The organism is Winogradskyella pelagia (assembly GCF_017581965.1).
GTDB classification, from domain to species: Bacteria; Bacteroidota; Bacteroidia; order Flavobacteriales; family Flavobacteriaceae; genus Winogradskyella; species Winogradskyella pelagia.
In genome coordinates this window covers 51,621-70,798 of sequence record NZ_JAGEVF010000011.1, presented here as the reverse complement: position 1 = coordinate 70,798, position 19,178 = coordinate 51,621, and the positions used below count along the sequence as shown (strand labels likewise).

The window sequence follows — 19,178 nt, the reverse complement described above, 5'->3', positions numbered from 1 at the left end:
TACTACTTATGGTGTGGCTTTAAGAAGCTGTATCATACCGTCAATTTTATTTAAAAGCTTATCGTTAGAGCCACTGAAACCTACATCTTTAAAATTCATACTACCATCTGGTCCCACAACAACTTTAGTTGGAATACCTGAGATATTGTACTTTTTAGCAATTTCGTGGCCGCTACCATTTTCTTCTTTAGGGTCTATAACTACATGAAAATCGTAGGCACTTTCAGCAATGAAGTCCTGAACTTCGGTTAGGCGATTGTCACCACTTTCAAACGTATCTACAAAAAGAAATACTACGCTGTCGTCGTCCTTATATTTAGTCACTGCTTTTTGCATGCCAGGGAATGAGGCAATACACGGTCCGCACCAAGTAGCCCAAAAATCTAGGATAACAGTTTTTCCCTTTAACGAAGACAAGGTTACGTCTTCACCGTCTAAATTTTTTGCCGTAAAATCTGGTGCTCTTTCATCGAGCATGGATTTTTTAAGTTCTGCCAGCTGTTTTACTCTTGCAGCCTCTTCCATTTCAGTGATAACGGCTTCAACATCACCTTCTGGATTAACTTTAGCAAAAGCCTTCTTGAAATGGTCTTTTAAGGTAGTGGTAGCGCGTCCTTCAGTAATATATTTTTTAGATTGGTTAACTGCTTTTTCATATTGTTCATCAGCGACTAGGTATTGTACTAATCGCTCGTTATTATCTGGTGAATATCCTTCGCCGACAGCTTTTTCTTGGTATGCTATGGCCTCTGTTACCTTACCTTTTTTAAACAGTAGAAGAGCATAGGTGTCAGCATACATGTTATAACTGCGTTCTAAACTTTGCTTATATTGGTTTGGACTGTAATACTCTGGTTGCTCACTAAGTTCATTTTGTTCTGTTTCTACCAAATCTAGCGACAACCTAGACATTTCGGCAGCGTCGTCAAGGTCCTTGCCTTTTTCTGCTTTTGCCCAAGCAATGGAATTAAGTAAACCGGCTTTGGTGCTTACCCTTGGAATCATATCAAAGTACTTTTGGTAGGCTTCAGTGTTTTTAGCATTGAAGTTTTCCACGGCTAAGTCCCTTACAATATAATCTGCATTGGTTGATTGTAAAATGGCGTTTTTATAGTTATTAAAAAACACTTCCTTTTCCTCTAAAGTTTGAAGATCAAAATATGGAGACACAATGCTTTGAAGTGCCATTTTACTATCTGGAAATTTCTCACTAATAATGGCATTTATGCTATCATATCTTTTGGTATCCTGCATTCTTGCATAAACCGTAGATAAGATTTCGTAATCTTTTAAGTCTAATTCAGGTTTTGCTGCAACCTTATTGATATACATGTCTTTGACTGCCTCAGCTTTTTCGGTGCTTACTTGTTGTGATGTATAAATATGGTTAGCCATCCATTTGTCCTCTAGTTCTGGGAACTTCGTAAGGGTAGTTTCAATAGCGTTAAGAGCTAACGTGGCATCGCCTGTTGTAAGATCATAAAAGGCACCATCATTTATTAAATAGAACTGGTGCGCCGCTTCAGAATCTCCCTGAACTTTTCCTTCGGCATCTATGACATTAAATACATAGCCTTTTCCCTTATTGTTCTCAATGCTATTATTTAGATTAAAATAAAAGGAAGCAACAGAAATGCTGTCTGATACGGTGATGGTAGCTTTGTTGTTTTCAAACATCACATCAACAGGATAGGCTTTGTCGTGCACCACTTGGTGGTAAAATCCACTTTCTATGCCCTCTTCACCATTGTAGCTGATACTGAATGGTTCTCCAGCTATAATTTCATTAGAAGCAAAAGTGAAATCTCCAATAGTCTTAGGTTGAGGCTGTTTTTTTTCGTTCTCACAGGAGAAAAACATAACAGCAAATACTAAAAGGATAAAATAATTCTTCATTTAAAATGTGGTTTAATGAATTCTAAAGATAAGAATCTACTGACCTTTTTAAAATAATTTATTAATATTTTGAGTAATTCAACCGCTCAATATCCGCTTTGTAGGCCTTTGGCAGGATAATAGCTTTTAAAAGGCCATCTAGTTTAATTGTCCTAAGACCCTTGTAAAGGTAAATAGCTGGTGAAATAAATGAATAGTGCCGTTTCCATAAAAGAGGTTTTATGGCTTTAGGAAGAACAAGACGCTGCGTTTCTATCAAAAGTAAGTATCTCATGCGCCCCAGATGCTTATTATATTGCTGATATAAATCTTTTGTAAAGTTGCTATTTAGAAGATTATCTTTTAAATGCTGTTCTCTGGCCTTCTCAAAGGCACAATAATCTTTTGGTAAATCTTCTAGTCCCATTCTTAGTCCAACATCTCTAAAAATACTAAGCACCTCTTCTTTATCACGGTTTTTTAAGGGTTCTTCGAGAAGCTCATAAGCTCTAATCGAATAATCTATTAGCATATAGAGAACGTCCTTGTAAGCCCAATCAGGAATAGTGCTGCCCCTTTTGTTTTCTACATTTTTGTGTATAGCCGTAATGGTGTCAATAGCATTTACGGCTTCAGCCTTGTCCGCAAAAACTATAGCCTTGGCATAATTAACTGTAGAAAACAAACGGCCTAAAGGGTCTTTCGGTAGTTTGCCTGTAAAGTATAACCAATCTACCGCTTTGTTGAGAGCGAACTCTGCTGCGGCTCCGGCAAAAACGACAAGAATAGTATCGCTATTTCCCCATATTTTTCTAACAATAGAATTATGATGAACAAAAGGTTCCATTAATTGATTTTTAGTACAGCTTATGTTTTTTTCTGATGAATTAAATTTTCAATTGCCTGTATATGCTTTTTAAATTCCGTTTTACCCACTTTAGTGGCGCTGTAGCGCGTATTGGGTTTTCGTCCGATAAACTGCTTTTCAACTAAAATATATTGGGCTTTTTCAAGCGCTTTGGTATGACTGGCTAGATTACCATCGGTTGTACCAAGAAGTTCTTTCAAAGTCTTAAAATCTGCATGTTCGCTTACCATTAGAATAGACATTATTCCTAGTCGCACGCGATGGTCAAAAAGTTTATTAATATTACCGATAATACTCATTAAGTCTAACTTCCTGCCATTGGTGAATTAAAAATACCAACTGCTAATTCTGCCCAAAATAAAATGAGTCCCAAAACCACTAATGCCAATAGTAGTATTTTTAGTTTTTTGTGATTAACAATGCGTGTTATAAATTCTACCACCAAAACTGTGGTGATTAACAGAAATGCAGCAACAACGAAATCATTGATTTGCCAATGCACTTCATTAGTGAATTGCATTGCAATTAGGGGAATCGCAAGAATAAATATTATAATAGCAGCGTAGACCAAATGTTTTTTAGTAATCGTCATAATTATTGTGTTTTTAAATCATATTTAAAATACATCCAAATGCCGTAGATAATATGCAGTATTCCAAAACCTAGTACCCATAGCCAGAAGCCGTAATCTGGCATTTGTGCACAGAAAATACCAATCGTAATTTCGAGAAAGCCTAAATATTTTATATCGCCAATACTGTGTTTTGAAGCACTGATGAGTGCTAGTCCGTAGAAAATGAGCATTAAGGCTGCCGTCTGGCCGTAAGGTTGCGTGTTTAATACAATGATAATGTAAAGTCCTCCTGTTAATAGTGGTGTCAGAAAATTTAAGACCAATCGCTTTGACGTGCTGTCCCAAATTGCTTCACCATTTTTTTTGGCTTTCTTTATGGATAATAAAATAGCAGTTATAATACTTAGAAAGGCTATGCTTGCAAGAATTATTAAGATAAAACTAAAAATGTTTTCATTAACATTAATGGTGTTGTTGTTATCGGTAGTCACAAGCCAGTATGCCAGTGCCGAACCAGTTAAGGCATAAATTCCCGCCAATATGCCAGATAGACCACTCAATGAGATAAACCGAGAGGACTTGTGCATAAGTGATTTAATTTCGCTTATATCCTTTAAATAATTATCATTATCCATGATTAAAAGTACTTTGAAATACAAAGTAAATAAATATTTTTGAATTGGCGCTAAAATTAGAGGTGTTTTAGTAACTTTAAATCACAATCAAAGTATTATGATAGGACTCTTAATTACTATAGCCTCAATATCGGGAGGAATTCTCTTGGGATTATCTACTCTAGACAAATGGGATGGCGATACAAACGTCTTCAATAAGATTGCAAATAAGCTTTCTCCGTTTCAAACGCTTATTGGTGTGGCTCTGATAGTGCTGGCGTTAGTCACATTTAGGGTCAACCTTATTTTTACGCTTATTAGAATTTTAGGAGGTTTATTATTACTAACTCATGTTTTTGGGAAGGTACCAGCATTAGAGGATACCTTGCGTACAATCTCTGAAAAACTAATGCCATTTAAAGCCGTTATTGGAATTGCTTTGTTGGTCTTGGGTATTTTATCCTTATTCTAGGTTTTAATGAATTAAGATAGTTCTTGATTCTATTATGTCGAGTATCCGATTTTTATAAAATTTGATTGATTTTGTTTAAAGGATTTTTTTAATTCTTAAACCGCGAGTTATTTTTTTAGGAATTATACTACAATTTAACACTAGACTTTGCGATGTTTGTAATAATCCATTACCTTGAGCTTCATTTCAATACATCAAGACACATGATTACAACATTACGCCAGATTTTTTCCAAAATCAGATTTAGATTTTTCATCCTATTTACGATTCTCTTATTCTCAGTTTTTAGCCTTACGGCTCAAAATGATAATCAAATTGTATTTCAGGGTGAATTAATAACCATGCCTAATAACATTGAAACGTTTCAATGGAATCAGATGCCTCAGACAGCATTTTTTAATGATGGCTACTATGGTTGGCTGCAGTTCGATGAAACACCAACGCTAGCTATTCAGAATGATTTTAAAACAAAAGGATTAGAGCTAATAGAATACATTCCTCATAGGGCATACCTATTTTATTTTCCTGCCTCTACTAGCATTGATTATCTTAAGGTGTCTGGTGTAAAATCCATTATTCCGGTATCAACCAGTTTAAAGCAAGTATCGGAAATTAAGGAAGACCTCATTGGAGATTGGGCAATAGATAATGATAAAGTCCTAGTCAATGTGCAATATCATGATAAGGTAGATGCAAACGTGGTTATCGCAGAAATAAGCAGGGTTCCAGGCCTTTCTATTATCGAGAATTATAAGACAAGTAATATAATGCAAGTCTCAGTTGCTAAAGCTAATATTAACCAACTTGCGGAGATTCCTTTTATAAAATGGATAGAATTAATACCAGCACCAGACGTAAAGGAAGACGATGGAGGTCGTTCTTTGCATCGATCTAGTAATTTAGATACCCAAACACTGTCAGGCAGAAATTATACAGGTGAAGGTGTTGGAGTTATTGTAAGAGATGATGGGGTTGTGGGCCCACATATTGATTTTCAAGGTAGAATTAATAATAGTCAAGCCGCCGGAAGTGGTAATACTCATGGCGATGGTGTTGCAGGAATTTTAGCAGGAGCAGGGAATTTAGATCCTACTAAAAGAGGAATGGCTGCCGGAGCAGAGGTCTATGTTACAAACTACGCATCGTCATTTTTAGATACTGCCACGATAGGTTTCATAGATAGTGGTGCTGCTCAAATTACAAATTCATCTTATGGCAATGGCTGTAATGCAGGGTATACTACTGTAGCGCAAACTGTCGACGCACAGACCAATACTAATGTATCATTACTACATGTGTTTTCTGCCGGAAATTCAAATGGTAATGATTGCGGTTATGGAGCAGGAGGCCAATGGGGAAATATCACAGGAGGTCATAAGCAAGGTAAAAACGTTATTGCTACAGCCAATGTTTTTGCTAATGGAGGACTTGTGAGTTCTAGTAGTCGAGGTCCAGCATACGACGGTAGAATTAAACCTGATATTACAGCGCATGGACAAGGACAATTATCTACGGATGAGAATAATGGCTACTTAAGTTTTGGTGGTACGTCTGGAGCGGCACCAGGTATTGCAGGTGTTTCGGCTCAATTGTATCAAGCTTACATGGAGTTAAATGGTGGAGCTATGCCAGAATCTGCATTAATTAAAGCAGCGCTTTTAAACACAGCGAATGACTATGGTAATGTTGGTCCTGATTTTAAATTTGGATGGGGCCTTGTTAATGGTCTAAGAGCTGTAAAATTACTAGAAGACAACAGATATTTAGATGATAATATTTCTCAAGGGAATACTAATAATCATTCTATTACTATTCCTGCCGATACTAAACAGGTGAGGTTTATGCTGTATTGGAATGATCCCGCAGCTGCTCCAGGAGCTTCAACGGCGCTTGTAAATGATTTAGATTTAAAAGTTACAGATCCCTCAAGTAACCAAAGATTACCATGGGTACTGAATACTACGCCAAGTTCCTTTTTATTGGATTTCCCAGCTTCTTTTGGTGAAGATCGCTTAAACAATATGGAACAAGTTTTAATCAATGATCCTCAAGCAGGGAATTACAATATCGAAATCTCAGGTTTTAATATACCAGCAGGTGTGCAGCACTATTATGTTGTGTATGAAGTTCTAACTGAAAACCTAGTTGTAACTTACCCAAGTGGAGGTGAGAAATTTGAAGCGGGAAATGTAGAGGTTATTCATTGGGACCTACTAAATTCGGGTGTCGGCAATACAACTGTTGAATATTCAATTGATAATGGAGCCAATTGGACTACCATAGGGTCAGTGTCAGGTGATGTCACTAACATTAATTGGTTTACACCTAGTGTAGCCTCTGGAGAGTGCCTAATAAGGGTATCTAATGGTTCGGATTCTTATACTTCTGATAATCCATTTTCCATTAGTCCTATCGTAACTGGAGTTAATGTAGATCAAATTTGTCCGGACGAGATGACAGTTAATTGGAATGCTATAAGTGGAGCCACGTCCTACGATGTGTATTTGTTGGGAGAAAAATTTATGGAAGTAGCCGGTACGTCAAATACCAATTCTGCTGCAATTTCTATTACAGACCCTAATCAAGAGTTTTGGGTAGCGGTTGTTGCCAAAGGAGCTAATGGGTGGGAATCTAGGCGTAGTATTGCCATTAACCAATCTGGTGGATTATTGAATTGTGTACTTAATAATGACGTGTTGGTAGAATCACTTAATAATGATTTAGACAACTTACAATTAGTTTGTTCTGATGATACATCTATTGTTGTATCTGCGAACGTGAGAAACTCAGGTCAGAATGATCAGACCCAAGGGTTTTTAATTTCTTATCAATTAGATTCCGAACCGATAGTTCAAGAAAATTTTACAGAGACACTTACGTCTGGAGCGCAAGCGATTTATGAGTTTACAACACCTTTGGAATTAACCACAGATGGAGATCACGTTCTAAAAGTATGGACAACCTTACCGGGAGATGAGTTTCTTGCCAATGATGATTTAGAGGAGGCGTTTAGCTTGCAATTAAATCCTGTTGCTCTAAATTTAATAGAAGATTTTGATACAAATGGAGTACCACCTCCAGGATGGAAAATAGAGAATGTAGATAATGGTATAACTTGGGAAGCAGCCACAGGTTTAGGTGCAGATGGGCAAGCAACAACTGCTGCCTATATTAATAATTACAATTATAATAATCAAGGTGGATTGGATATTTTAGAAACTGTGGTGTACGATTTAGGAGGTACAGATTTGGTTTTAAATTTCGATTTGGCTAAAGCACAATATTCCGCAAGTTTAAATGATGGGTTGAGAGTAGAAATCTCTACAGATTGTGGCGTAACATTTATACCTATTTATGAAAAGGATGATCTTGAGCTCTCTACAGTTGATAATTACGTAGGCTCGTTATGGGGACCTTCATCTGCGTCAGATTGGAGGACAGAATCAATAGATTTATCGGCATTTGAGGGTAGTGGAGAGGCTGTATTTAAGTTTGTTAATATTAATGGCTACGGTAATTCTACTATTATAGATAACATCAATGTTGCCGGAACGCTTTCAATTAACGATAATCAGTTTAATACAGGATTGGTGCTGTATCCGAACCCAGCGGATAACAATTTTACAGTTAAAGTAAATAATCAATTTATCGAAACTGTTACCATTTATGATTTATTTGGTAAAGAAGTTGCTGTGATAAAGGCCAATTCTAATAATCAAGAGCTTAATGTTAATTCGTCTAATTTGGTTTCTGGGATGTACTTGGTCGGTGTTAAAACTGACAGCGGTAATGCCTTTAAAAAGCTAGTGGTGAAATAGTTATTGCTTATAATTCATATGAAAGCCTTGATGACTATTGAAGTTGTCAAGGCTTTTTTTGTTGTGTGATCATTCATTATATTTAGTTTATGAAACCAGCAGAAGCTTATATTTTAAATACCGAAGAACCCTACAAAGCGATCCTTTTACAATTGCAATCAGTTATTGAAGCCATTGTACCCGAAGCTGAACTTTTGTTTAAATGGCGCATTCCGTTTTATTATTACAACGGTATGCCTTTGTGCTATTTAAACCACTCCAGGGATTATGTAGATTTAGCGTTTTGGCACGGTGAAAAATTATTGAAATATCGAGAACACTTTGTTACAGCCAATAGAAAAGCTGTTACTTCATTACGATATAAAACGGTAGATGATATACAAGATGAAGTGGTTATTTATGTTATTGAACAACAGTTAAAAATTGATACTAATCCCTTTAAAATGATTGGACGGTCTAAGGCAACTAATACGTGATGATTTGAGGTCTTGCCGAAGTAGGATTAAAAAAGCACTGTTTATTTTACAGTGCTTTTCATATAATGGAAGATTTGTATCTAATTAGGGATTTATTTGTGTGTCACCTGAAACCATTTTTGTGCAAGTTCCGCCATTAGAGCACTCAGTGCAGGTTCCTATACCAGACTGTCCAGCGGGAGTATCCGAATATTGAGGTATGCACCCTAATTCCTCCTGTAGGCATCCTGGGTCAGAAGTAGAACAGGATGTTTTCGCTGCTGCCCTCAGTGTAACGCCATCGTCACTAAGTTGTACATAAAATGTTACCCTAATTTTTTCTCCGCTAAAGAGCAGATAATAAAAGTCCTTAATTCGTTCTATGGTAACCTCATTGACATAAGCTTCCTTACCCATTAAAAGATTGTCGTTTAAGGAATTGATAAGGTTCTTTTTATTCGCTGTAAATACTATACGGTCATTTTCAAGTTTACCAACGTTAACCCAACCATTAAGTTTATCTTCATTAGTAATGGCTTTTTTTGCAGGTACCTCAGAGTTAGATTCAGTAACGTTTGTATTTTCATCAGAGCATGAAAGTATTACCAGCATTAATAGGGCCAGAAATGCAATTGATTTTTTCATAACTATTTAATTTTCATAAACTTAAGAAAAAAAAATAGTATCAACCAAACACACAAAAAACTTTAACAGTAAAAATCTTGCAAAACTAGATAGGCAACTTTTGGTGTAGTGTAAAAAAATTTAGTTAAAGGCGTTGATGGTTTTTCTAATAGCCACTAGATTGGTCAACAAGCCTTCTAAATTATCTAAATGCAGCATGTTGGCACCATCACTTTTGGCATTTGCAGGATCAAAGTGCGTTTCAATAAAGAGACCATCTACGTTATTTACGACACCTGCCCTTGCAATAGTTTCGATCATATCTGGACGTCCTCCAGTAACACCTTTGCTCTGATTGGGTTGTTGTAGTGAATGTGTAACATCTAATATAGTTGGTGCATATTGTTGCATGGTTGGGATGCCTCTAAAGTCAACAATCATGTCTTGATATCCAAACATGGTACCTCTATCGGTTATCCATGCTTTATCGCTTCCTGAATCTTTTACTTTCTGTACGGCATGTTTCATGGCCTCAGGACTCATAAACTGACCTTTTTTTAGGTTGACGTATTTTCCTGTTTCAGCAGCAGCAACTACTAGGTCTGTTTGTCTAACCAAAAATGCAGGTATTTGCAACACGTCAACGTACTCAGCCGCTTTGACGGCATCTGAAGTTTCGTGGATATCTGTTACTGTAGGTACATCGAAGGTTTCAGAAACCTTACGTAAGATTTTCAATGCTTTTTCATCACCAATTCCTGTGAAGCTGTCAATCCTACTCCTATTTGCTTTTTTAAAACTTCCTTTAAAGATGTAAGGAATACTAAGCTTATCGGTTATGCTCAATACCTGTTCAGCAATTTTTAAAGCCATATCCTCGCCTTCAATAGCACATGGGCCGCAAAGCAAAAAGAAATTATTAGATTCTGTATGTTTAAGCTTAGGAACAGTCATCTTTTACCAACTTTTAATTTGAGTCGCAAAGATACTATTTTAAAACACCTTTTTAATACTATTTCTAATTATCCAAAGTGACATTACAAGATTTCCAATAACTAAAAGACCTCCGTAAAATAGAACGCCTTTAGCGTAGTCACTCCATTGAATAAGATTTAGAAGGTCAGATATATAGGCGAAAAGCATATATGAGGATAAACAAACAAATACAATTCCTAGAGAAAAGTTTAATTTTCTGTTGGGTTTAATAAGTTGCCATGCAAAAGGTATACCAAGCAACAAAATGATATAGGCAGAGATTCCTTCAGTTTTGTTAACTGCAGTAAACCAGTAGCTTATTACTGAAATAAAGTATAAATACGGGACAAATTTGCTGTACTTACTAATGGTGTTCATCTGTTAAAATTATTTAGGGTTCAGATGTAAATCGCCCAATTAGCGGTTGATGTTAAAGGGTAGGCATTTACTATTAATTAATTACAAAACGGAATATACAACGAGTAATTGTTTAGAATTTAAAATATAACATATTATTAACGCAATGAGGATTTTATACTGTACCTTTGCGCGCTTATAAATTTGCGCTCCTATGACCAAGATTAAAAATATTGCAATTATTGCTCACGTTGACCACGGTAAAACCACATTAGTGGATAAAATCATGTACCACTGTCAGTTATTTAGAGAAAACGAAAACACAGGAGATTTAATCCTAGATAACAATGACCTAGAACGCGAACGTGGAATTACTATTACGTCTAAAAATGTTTCTGTTGTTTATAAAGACACTAAAATTAATATTATTGATACACCTGGTCACGCCGATTTTGGAGGTGAGGTAGAGCGCGTACTAAATATGGCAGACGGTGTGTTGTTATTGGTAGATGCTTTTGAAGGACCTATGCCGCAAACGCGTTTTGTTTTGCAAAAAGCCATTGATTTAGGTTTAAAACCATGCGTTGTTATTAATAAGGTTGATAAGGAGAACTGCACACCAGATGAGGTGCACGAAAAAGTGTTTGACCTCATGTTTGAATTAGGGGCAGAGGAGTGGCAATTAGATTTCCCTACGGTTTACGGTTCTGCAAAACACAATTGGATGAGCGAAGATTGGCAACAACCTACCGATTCTATAGAGCCATTATTAGATATGGTTATTGCGCACATTCCAGAACCTAAAATAGTAGAAGGTACCACTCAGATGCTAATTACATCTTTGGATTTTTCATCATTTACGGGACGTATTGCTATAGGACGATTAACAAGAGGTACATTAAAAGCGGGTCAGCCCATTTCTTTGGTTAAACGCGATGGGTCTATTGTTAAAAGTAGAATAAAAGAATTACACATTTTTGAAGGATTAGGCCGCAAGAAGATAGATAGTGTACAAACAGGTGATATTTGTGCTATTGTCGGGTTAGAAGGTTTTGAAATAGGTGATACGGTTGCTGATTTTGAAAACCCTGAAGGTCTTAAAACTATAGCTATTGATGAGCCAACAATGAGCATGTTGTTTACTATAAATGATTCGCCATTTTTTGGTAAGGATGGCAAATTTGTAACCTCTCGCCATATTAAAGAGCGCCTTACCAAGGAGTTAGAGAAGAACTTAGCTCTAAGGGTAGAAGAAACAGATAGTGCCGATAAATTTATGGTCTTTGGACGTGGTGTTTTACACTTATCAGTTTTAATTGAGACGATGAGACGTGAAGGTTATGAACTTCAAATCGGACAACCACAGGTAATCATTAAAGAAATTGATGGTGTTAAATGTGAGCCTTTTGAAGAAATGACTATTGATTTGCCAGAAAATGTCTCTGGTAAAGCTATAGAAATGGTAACTATGCGTAAGGGTGAAATGTTGAGCATGGAAGCCAAAGGTGAGCGTATGGTATGTGAGTTTATTGTGCCATCAAGAGGTATAATTGGTTTACGAAACCAGTTGCTAACCGCTACTGCTGGCGAAGCTATTATGGCACATCGCTTTAAGGAGTATCAACCACTAAAAGGTGGTATACCAGAGCGTCAGAATGGTTCGTTGGTTTCTATGGAAAATGGTCAGGCAATTCCTTATTCTATAGATAAGTTACAAGATAGAGGTAAGTTTTTTGTAGATCCAGGAGAAGATATTTATGAGGGCCAAGTCATTGGAGAAAACTCTCGTGGCGATGATATGGTAGTAAATGTTACCAAAACCAAAAAGTTGAGCAATGTGCGCTCTTCTGGAGCAGACGACAAGGCCAAAATTGTACCTGCTATTAAATTCTCGCTGGAAGAAGCTTTAGAGTATATCCAAAAGGATGAATATGTTGAGGTAACGCCTAATCATCTAAGATTAAGAAAAATTCTCTTGAAAGAAGTTGACAGAAAGCGCGCTAAATCTTTATAGGACCTATTGGTTTGGTGATGATTTATCGAGTGCGATATAAACTTTAATAACACTTTGTGCTAATCGGATAATAATTAGTAATTTCCTGTTGATTTTAAAGAACTAAAAGATAGACATGAAGGGTATCATACGATTACTTAATAGAATTGTAACATACCCTTTTTTAGTTGTGTTTATTGCGGGAATATATCCTTTGATTTATTATTACGACAAGAATTATGCGCTGATAAATTCACCTTCGCAACTTCTATTTTTTTTAAGTTTTTATTTATTCATTCCTGCTACCTTATCTTTCCTTCTCGTATTCGGTTTAAAAAAAATAACCAAGGGGAAAAAGTATGCTAAATACCTTTTGCCTATGTTTAATCTGGTGGTGTTTTTTATGCTTGTTACAATAACTCTATTTGGTCATGATGCATTTAAGATTACACTGGCCTTATTTCTCGGCCTTGTGTTTGGAAGAATATTATCAGCCCATTTAGTAAAAGTAATTACCATACAGCTCATTTTATGCGTATTAGTATTGCCAAAGCTTATACCAGATTTGTATAGGGAGTTAGTGTATTCTAGGGATTGGATGGTACAGCAGGATTCAATTGCTGAGGTTAAATTTCGGATTAAACCAAATATTTATCTCATTCAACCAGATGGTTACACCAACTTTTCAGACTTAAATAGTAGGTTGTATCAGATTAAAAATGACCGCTTCGAAGATTACTTGGATTCAAAAGGTTTTGTTGATTATGATGATTATCGGAGTAATTATGCAACAACTCTTAGCTCAAATAGTGCGCTGTTTGGTATGGGCCATCATTACTATGGTAACCGAACATTTGGCATAAACCCTTCTCATAATAAACGTAACGAAATTGTTGGGGATAATCCTGTTTTGGATATTTTCAAGAGGAATAATTACAAGACATTTTTAATGCTAGACGTGCCTTATTTACTCGCCAACAGACCGAAAGTGGGTTTTGATTATTCTAATATTTCATTAGATGAGATTTCGTTTATTTCAAGGGGATTCTCACTTCAAAAAAACCTTTTAGAGGATACTAAAAAAGCTATTTTATCCAATAAGACAACTCCTAATTTCTTTTTTATTGAAGCCATGCAACCAGGGCATATTGCCACATGGAAGTCTAATTCTGGAGGTATTGAAAAAGAAGCTGAGCTTTATGCACAACGCCTAAAAAATGCCAATGACTGGTTAATAGAACTAATTGAATTCATTGAAACAGAAGACCCAAATAGCCTTATTATCATTGCGGCAGACCATGGTGGCTACGTGGGTTTTGAATATATGAAACAATGTGAAATTAAAGAGGATAATCCTTTATTGATAGCATCTATTTTCTCATCAGCGTTAGCCATTAAATGGCCAAACAGCAATAATGGTCTATATGACACGGACTTAAAAACTAGTGTTAATTTATTTAGGACCGTTTTTTCCTATTTGAGTGACAACCAAAACTATCTTAAAAATCTTAGTGAGGATAAAAGCTATGTCATCATTAACCAAGGTGCGCCTGAAGGTGTGTATGAGTATATCGATGAGACTGGTGAAATAGTTTTTAATAAAGTGCCTTAAGGAGTAGCTTTGATATTATGGTGATAGCTCAAAATTATAGATTTACTAGAAGCAAGACTTTTAATATTATATATTTACAAAAATATTTATGATGTATTTTCTTTATTTTGATCCAGGTCTTGGAGCAATGATTATTCAAACCATTATTGCGGCAGTAGCTGGGTTTATTTTGTTTTCTAAAAACCTAATGTACAAGATTAAATTATTTTTGGGTTTGGCAAAACCACAAGAGGATGATATTTTCGATGACTTAGATTTAGAAGATAAGAGCAAAGATCAGCCGGAGTAACGTGAATTCCCATAGACCACATTCTTCTTCATTTAGGGACCCTTCGGGTTATATTTTTATTGAAAATGATGAAGTTAAGCGTGTCATTAACCCAATTTATTTTAAACAGTATGAGGCCTTAAAATCATCTGGATTTTACGATTTTTTGATTAAGAACGCACTCTTAGTGCCTCATAAAGAAATAGCTTCGTCCGAAGACCAAATTGTATTAAAGGCTGAACGGATTCCCTTTATTACCTATCCATACGAGTGGAGCTTCAATATGTATAAAGAGGCTGCTTTGCTTACACTAAAACTTCAAAAAATAGCTTTAGAAGAAGGGTTTTCTCTAAAGGATGCTACTGCTTTTAATGTTACCTTTTTTAAGGGAAAGGCTATCTTTATCGATACCCTTTCTTTTGATTTTTATGAAGAAAACACACCTTGGCGTGCCTATAAACAGTTTGTAATGCACTTTTTAGGGCCTTTATTGCTCGCCAAACACTATGGCAATGAGTCTCTAGGGTTTTTAAAGCAATTTATTGATGGTGTTCCATTACATATGGTAAGTAAGATGTTGCCTTTCCATACAAAATTTAATCCTACGGTTTTAACTAATATACATCTTTTAGCTAAGTCCGAAGCTAAATACCACGAGGAGAGTAGATCTGAAGCTAAAAGGGCCACATTATCAAAAAAGGGCTTGCTTAATATTGTAGAAAGTCTTTATGGTTTTATTAAAAATTTAAAACTCAAAGAAGCCTCTGAATGGGGAGATTATTATGATAAAATAAATTATAGCGGTGTTGCTTTTGACCATAAGGCCACGGTTATTAATGAATGGATAGCTAGCTTAAAACCTGAGAATTTAATAGATGTAGGAGGTAATGATGGTACTTTTGTTAGGAAGCTAAAGTTTGCCCCAAAACAATCCTTGGTCTGTGATGTTGATAATAATGCAATAGACTTTAATTATTCACAGATTAAACGATATAAGGAAACTTCAATAATTCCATTTGTGTTAGATGTGCTTCAGCCATCACCAGCCATAGGGCTTAACAATAAAGAGCGCCAATCGTTTTTAGATAGGATTACCACTTTTAAACCCAATGTTACAATGGCCTTGGCATTGATTCATCACATGTCTATTACAGGTAATGTTCCATTTTCAATGTCAGCAGAATTCTTTGCTCAGTTTAGTGAAAATTTAATTATTGAGTTTCCGAAAAGAAACGATTCTTGGGTGGAACGTTTATTAAAATCTAAAGTAGATTTTGAAGCGCATTTTGGATTCTACAATCAAGAAAATTTTGAAAATGCCTATCTAAATTTATTTAACTTAGTAGAGAGGGTCCCAATTGAAGATTCAAACAGAATTATATATTTTCTTAAGAGGAAATAAATAACTAGGACTTATTAAAAAAGATAGTAGAGATATCGAATTGAGGCAATACCACATTTTTTTAATTGGGCTTGCTTCGGGTTTATATCCTTTTTTGTATTTATATACGTCTAATCACACCTTATTATCATCCTGGCCTCAGTTTATGATATTGTTGGGCTTGTTTATTGTTATTCCAATTGCAGTTTCGGTACTAATTAAATTGATAGGGTCCAAGTTTGAGTTTATTAAAAATAAAAAGAAACAAATCCTATTATTTATTAACCTCTTCGTTTTTATAGTACTAGTGCTATACGCAACAAATCACTTTGATAAAAAACTCTTAGTGTTAGCATTTGGATTGGCTGTGATTCTCGGAATTTCGCTTTCTAAATTCATCATGAAAATTGTGAGGTTTCAATTGCTTTTGGCTATTATTGGTTTCATTTTTTTAGTCCCAATATTGATTGAGTATTTAAATCTCAGTGAAGATTGGAAAACACACAACGATGCTATTGAAGATGCAAGGTTTACCTCAAAACCAAATATTTATTTTATACAACCAGATGGTTATATAGGAACTTCAGAAATTAAAAAGGGGCATTATATGATTGATAACTACAAATTCGATACTATACTGCAAAATAAAGGATTTAAAGTCTATCCAGACTTTAGAAGTAATTACTTTTCTACATTGAGTTCTAATAGTGCCATTTTCTCTATGAAACACCATTTCTATAATTCTTTGGCAGATACAGATTCTGAAATGCTTAGGGCAAGAAAGAATATACTAGGGCACAACACAGTCTTATCGGTATTACATCAAAACAACTATAAGACACACGCTATTTTAGAATCACCTTATTTAATGGTCAGTAGGCCTAAATTGTATTTAAAGACCTGTAATATAGATTATAGGGATGTTTCGTATCTGTCCAACGGGTTTGACCTGAAAAAAAATGTGTTGGAAAATTTAAAGACTCAGATTTTAGATAATAAAGAAGGACATCATTTTTATTTTATAGAAAAAATGTTGCCAGGACATATTGCAAACCTTAAGTCTAATTCAAAAGGTAAGGAGAAGGAACGATTGCAATACCTAGAGAAATTGGATGCAGCTAATACATGGCTTAAAGATATTATTGCGCTAATTCAAGACAATGATAATAATGCACTTATTATTATTGCTGCGGATCATGGTGGTTTTGTAGGTTTTGAATACAGTTCTGACGCTCATATAAAAACGGATAAACTATCCGATTTAAATTCTGTTTTCTCCACGTTATTGGCTATTAAATGGACAGGGGATTCTACAGCCTATGATGACACTCTAAAGTCTTCAGTCAATTTATTCAGGGTTGTTTTTTCGTTTTTATCTGAAGACAAAACCTTGCTAGACGATTTAGAAGAAAATTCTAGTTACCTTACCATTGATAATGGTGCTCCAGTTGGCATTTATAAAGTGTTAAACAAAAATGGTAAAGCCTGTTTTGAAAAGCATTAAGGCCATTCCTTTTTTTTATGTGGCTTTAGCGGCATTTTGTATTCTATTATTATTGGGTTTGCAAGGATTCGATATGGTTGATGAAGGTTGGTATCTTACGTTTTACCAGCAGTTTTTTAATCATCCAGAAACCGTAGAATATAATTTTGTGTTTTACTTTACAGGACTTATCGGAGGTCTGTGGTATGAGCTTTTTCCTGATGGTGGTGTTTTGGCTTTTAGGATTTTAGCGGCATTAACCATCACTTCTATCTTTTATATGTCCTATTCAATTCTAAAGTATTATATATCCAAGATAGCGGCAATTGTAGGATTACTAATGGTAATGTTTGTTACCGATTTTGGTTACCTCTCCTTTTATTACAACCATTTGTCTGCACTCATTACAGTCTTTATAGTTTATTTTTTAATGCGAGGGCTTACAAATGATAGAAACACATTTTTTGCACTAGCAGGAGGATTAACCGCAATTAATATTTTTGTACGACTACCTAATTTTACACTTCTTGCTCTAGCTCTTGTTATACCTCTATATTATTTATGGTTACAAGAGGGCAATGGTAAAACATTCCCGGCAAAACAACTGCTTAGTTATGGGTTGGGGGTTATATTGGGAATAGGTTTATCTTTTACAATTATTTATAGTCTTGGGCATGAAGATATTTTTCAAAAGTCGCTCAAAGGTATTTTTAACAAAGGTCAAAATAATAGTAATCATAATCTTTTAACCCTTTTTAAAGTCTATGTGGGCAACTATATCCTCGTTGCCAAGAAAGTCATTAAGTTACTGCTATTATTCGCAGGTTTAATCATTTTAAAACCATATTTAAAACAGAGCAAATTTAGGCAAGGTATATGGTATGTCATTGGAATAGCAGGGTTTGTTTATGTTTTTAATTATAAAACTATCTATGGGATTTATGCTTTAAACTGTATCATTTGTTTGGTTTATATTTTAACCAAGGGGAAGGCATCTAAGCGGTTTAACAGCATTCTTTTTTTGGCGTTTGCTGTAATGATTTTGCAACCATTAGGAAGTGATGGTGGTGTCAATAATGTGGGGTATATGTCTATATGGTTAATGCTTCCTATCACTATGTGGGTTTTAAATAAAAATGGCTTTAATGCGCCGTTATCTCGCTTTAAATGGAGTTTAAACTCTAGAGGTGCGTCATGTCTAAAAATTGTGTTGCCTGTATTGATTGGTTTTGCATTAACTCGTATAAATAGTATTGCACAAAATGCTTACTTTGATCCAGGAAGCCGATGGGATAAAACCCATGCTATAGATAACCAACTAGCTTCTGGAATTTATACGACCAAAGAGCGAGCAGCAATTACTAATGAAGTCCTCGAAGCTCTCGATGAATTTGTTAAAAAAGGAGATTATCTATTAGCATATGACAAAATTCCAATGCTTAACTTTTTAACCGAAACCATGCCTTACATGTATAATTCTTGGGTTTGGGTTTACGATGGACAAACATTTGAAAAGCAACTGCAAAGAGCTTCGTTAGAAATTGAATCACTACCTATCATTGTACAGCAAAAATTTGAGACTATTGATGCTTTTTCCCTTCCAGTACTCGATTATATGTCTGAAGACAAACAAGAGAATTATTATTACAATAGAAATAGGGTGGTAGCTATGAATCGCTTTATAAGTTACAATAATTATCAAGTGGTTTGGAGCAATTCTTATTTTAATATTTATAAATCTCAAAAATCTACCCTTAAATAATGACTTAGGTGATTAAAAATTAGTCTGCTTCTGATTTAGGAGGTTCA

The 19,178-nt window shown here is 35.2% G+C and carries 17 protein-coding genes; 9 read left to right on the top strand and 8 right to left on the bottom strand.

What is annotated here, in order from left to right:
- Nucleotides 1-6: 6 nt before the first annotated feature.
- The 5 genes from J4050_RS12985 to J4050_RS12965 form a co-directional block, all read right to left on the bottom strand.
- Nucleotides 7-1,896: a TlpA family protein disulfide reductase gene (locus J4050_RS12985; protein ID WP_208155021.1), complete on the bottom strand. Its 1,890-nt coding sequence runs from the start codon at nucleotides 1,894-1,896 to the stop codon at nucleotides 7-9.
- A gap of 61 nt (nucleotides 1,897-1,957) precedes the next feature.
- Nucleotides 1,958-2,722 carry an oxygenase MpaB family protein gene (locus tag J4050_RS12980; protein ID WP_208155020.1) on the bottom strand — a complete coding sequence of 255 codons (765 nt, stop codon included), beginning with the start codon at nucleotides 2,720-2,722 and terminating at the stop codon, nucleotides 1,958-1,960.
- Nucleotides 2,723-2,742: 20 nt separating this feature from the next.
- Nucleotides 2,743-3,042, bottom strand: coding sequence for a winged helix-turn-helix domain-containing protein (locus tag J4050_RS12975; protein ID WP_208155019.1), 300 nt, complete (start codon nucleotides 3,040-3,042; stop codon nucleotides 2,743-2,745).
- 5 nt (nucleotides 3,043-3,047) lie between these two features.
- A complete protein-coding gene (locus tag J4050_RS12970; RefSeq protein ID WP_243878636.1) occupies nucleotides 3,048-3,335 on the bottom strand; it encodes a hypothetical protein in 288 nt (95 codons plus the stop codon).
- A 2-nt stretch (nucleotides 3,336-3,337) separates the two neighbouring features.
- Complete coding sequence (locus J4050_RS12965) at nucleotides 3,338-3,952, bottom strand: hypothetical protein (RefSeq protein ID WP_208155018.1); 615 nt, start codon at nucleotides 3,950-3,952, stop codon at nucleotides 3,338-3,340.
- A 97-nt stretch (nucleotides 3,953-4,049) separates the two neighbouring features.
- On the opposite strand from J4050_RS12965, the gene J4050_RS12960 reads away from it, so the two are divergent.
- The 3 genes from J4050_RS12960 to J4050_RS12950 all read left to right on the top strand — a co-directional run bounded on the left by J4050_RS12960 (nucleotide 4,050) and on the right by J4050_RS12950 (nucleotide 8,697).
- Entirely contained in the window at nucleotides 4,050-4,403 is a 354-nt protein-coding gene (locus J4050_RS12960; protein ID WP_208155017.1) for a hypothetical protein, read from the top strand.
- A 203-nt stretch (nucleotides 4,404-4,606) separates the two neighbouring features.
- Nucleotides 4,607-8,221 (top strand): S8 family serine peptidase, encoded by a 3,615-nt coding sequence (locus J4050_RS12955; protein WP_208155016.1) that lies wholly within the window; start codon nucleotides 4,607-4,609, stop codon nucleotides 8,219-8,221.
- An 89-nt stretch (nucleotides 8,222-8,310) separates the two neighbouring features.
- Nucleotides 8,311-8,697, top strand: a complete 387-nt coding sequence (locus J4050_RS12950) for a DUF1801 domain-containing protein (protein ID WP_208155015.1) — start codon at nucleotides 8,311-8,313, stop codon at nucleotides 8,695-8,697.
- 84 nt (nucleotides 8,698-8,781) lie between these two features.
- Here the strand turns inward: J4050_RS12950 and J4050_RS12945 are convergent, their stop codons facing one another.
- The 3 genes from J4050_RS12945 to J4050_RS12935 form a co-directional block, all read right to left on the bottom strand.
- Nucleotides 8,782-9,321, bottom strand: coding sequence for a hypothetical protein (locus J4050_RS12945; protein ID WP_208155014.1), 540 nt, complete (start codon nucleotides 9,319-9,321; stop codon nucleotides 8,782-8,784).
- Between the two features lie 120 nt (nucleotides 9,322-9,441).
- On the bottom strand, nucleotides 9,442-10,254 hold the full coding sequence (kdsA, locus tag J4050_RS12940; RefSeq protein WP_208155013.1) for a 3-deoxy-8-phosphooctulonate synthase: 813 nt from the start codon (nucleotides 10,252-10,254) through the stop codon (nucleotides 9,442-9,444).
- A gap of 39 nt (nucleotides 10,255-10,293) precedes the next feature.
- Nucleotides 10,294-10,653, bottom strand: a complete 360-nt coding sequence (locus J4050_RS12935) for a hypothetical protein (protein ID WP_208155012.1) — start codon at nucleotides 10,651-10,653, stop codon at nucleotides 10,294-10,296.
- A 193-nt stretch (nucleotides 10,654-10,846) separates the two neighbouring features.
- Between J4050_RS12935 and typA the strand changes: the two genes are divergently transcribed.
- The 6 genes from typA (at nucleotide 10,847) to J4050_RS12905 (ending at nucleotide 19,131) form a co-directional block, all read left to right on the top strand.
- Nucleotides 10,847-12,646 (top strand): translational GTPase TypA, encoded by a 1,800-nt coding sequence (gene typA, locus J4050_RS12930; protein ID WP_208155011.1) that lies wholly within the window; start codon nucleotides 10,847-10,849, stop codon nucleotides 12,644-12,646.
- A gap of 382 nt (nucleotides 12,647-13,028) precedes the next feature.
- A complete protein-coding gene (locus tag J4050_RS12925) occupies nucleotides 13,029-14,237 on the top strand; it encodes an alkaline phosphatase family protein (RefSeq protein WP_208155010.1) in 1,209 nt (402 codons plus the stop codon).
- A gap of 88 nt (nucleotides 14,238-14,325) precedes the next feature.
- The gene (locus J4050_RS12920) at nucleotides 14,326-14,526 is read left to right on the top strand and encodes a hypothetical protein (RefSeq protein ID WP_243878635.1); all 201 of its coding nucleotides are present in this window, start codon (nucleotides 14,326-14,328) and stop codon (nucleotides 14,524-14,526) included.
- Between the two features lies 1 nt (nucleotide 14,527).
- Complete coding sequence (locus tag J4050_RS12915) at nucleotides 14,528-15,907, top strand: class I SAM-dependent methyltransferase (RefSeq protein WP_208155009.1); 1,380 nt, start codon at nucleotides 14,528-14,530, stop codon at nucleotides 15,905-15,907.
- Nucleotides 15,908-16,232: 325 nt separating this feature from the next.
- Complete coding sequence (locus J4050_RS12910) at nucleotides 16,233-17,390, top strand: hypothetical protein (RefSeq protein ID WP_208155008.1); 1,158 nt, start codon at nucleotides 16,233-16,235, stop codon at nucleotides 17,388-17,390.
- Complete coding sequence (locus J4050_RS12905) at nucleotides 17,377-19,131, top strand: glycosyltransferase family protein (RefSeq protein WP_208155007.1); 1,755 nt, start codon at nucleotides 17,377-17,379, stop codon at nucleotides 19,129-19,131. The genes J4050_RS12910 and J4050_RS12905 overlap by 14 nt, the downstream gene beginning before the upstream one ends.
- Nucleotides 19,132-19,178 lie beyond the last annotated feature (47 nt).

Bases quoted from the DNA above. Each gene is read 5' to 3' on its own strand.
- J4050_RS12985 (WP_208155021.1), bottom strand. From the start codon at position 1,896: ATGAAGAATTATTTTATCCTTTTAGTATTTGCTGTTATGTTTTTCTCC.
- J4050_RS12980 (WP_208155020.1), bottom strand. From the start codon at position 2,722: ATGGAACCTTTTGTTCATCATAATTCTATTGTTAGAAAAATATGGGGA.
- J4050_RS12975 (WP_208155019.1), bottom strand. From the start codon at position 3,042: ATGAGTATTATCGGTAATATTAATAAACTTTTTGACCATCGCGTGCGA.
- J4050_RS12970 (WP_243878636.1), bottom strand. From the start codon at position 3,335: ATGACGATTACTAAAAAACATTTGGTCTACGCTGCTATTATAATATTT.
- J4050_RS12965 (WP_208155018.1), bottom strand. From the start codon at position 3,952: ATGGATAATGATAATTATTTAAAGGATATAAGCGAAATTAAATCACTT.
- J4050_RS12960 (WP_208155017.1), top strand. From the start codon at position 4,050: ATGATAGGACTCTTAATTACTATAGCCTCAATATCGGGAGGAATTCTC.
- J4050_RS12955 (WP_208155016.1), top strand. From the start codon at position 4,607: ATGATTACAACATTACGCCAGATTTTTTCCAAAATCAGATTTAGATTT.
- J4050_RS12950 (WP_208155015.1), top strand. From the start codon at position 8,311: ATGAAACCAGCAGAAGCTTATATTTTAAATACCGAAGAACCCTACAAA.
- J4050_RS12945 (WP_208155014.1), bottom strand. From the start codon at position 9,321: ATGAAAAAATCAATTGCATTTCTGGCCCTATTAATGCTGGTAATACTT.
- kdsA (WP_208155013.1), bottom strand. From the start codon at position 10,254: ATGACTGTTCCTAAGCTTAAACATACAGAATCTAATAATTTCTTTTTG.
- J4050_RS12935 (WP_208155012.1), bottom strand. From the start codon at position 10,653: ATGAACACCATTAGTAAGTACAGCAAATTTGTCCCGTATTTATACTTT.
- typA (WP_208155011.1), top strand. From the start codon at position 10,847: ATGACCAAGATTAAAAATATTGCAATTATTGCTCACGTTGACCACGGT.
- J4050_RS12925 (WP_208155010.1), top strand. From the start codon at position 13,029: ATGCTTGTTACAATAACTCTATTTGGTCATGATGCATTTAAGATTACA.
- J4050_RS12920 (WP_243878635.1), top strand. From the start codon at position 14,326: ATGATGTATTTTCTTTATTTTGATCCAGGTCTTGGAGCAATGATTATT.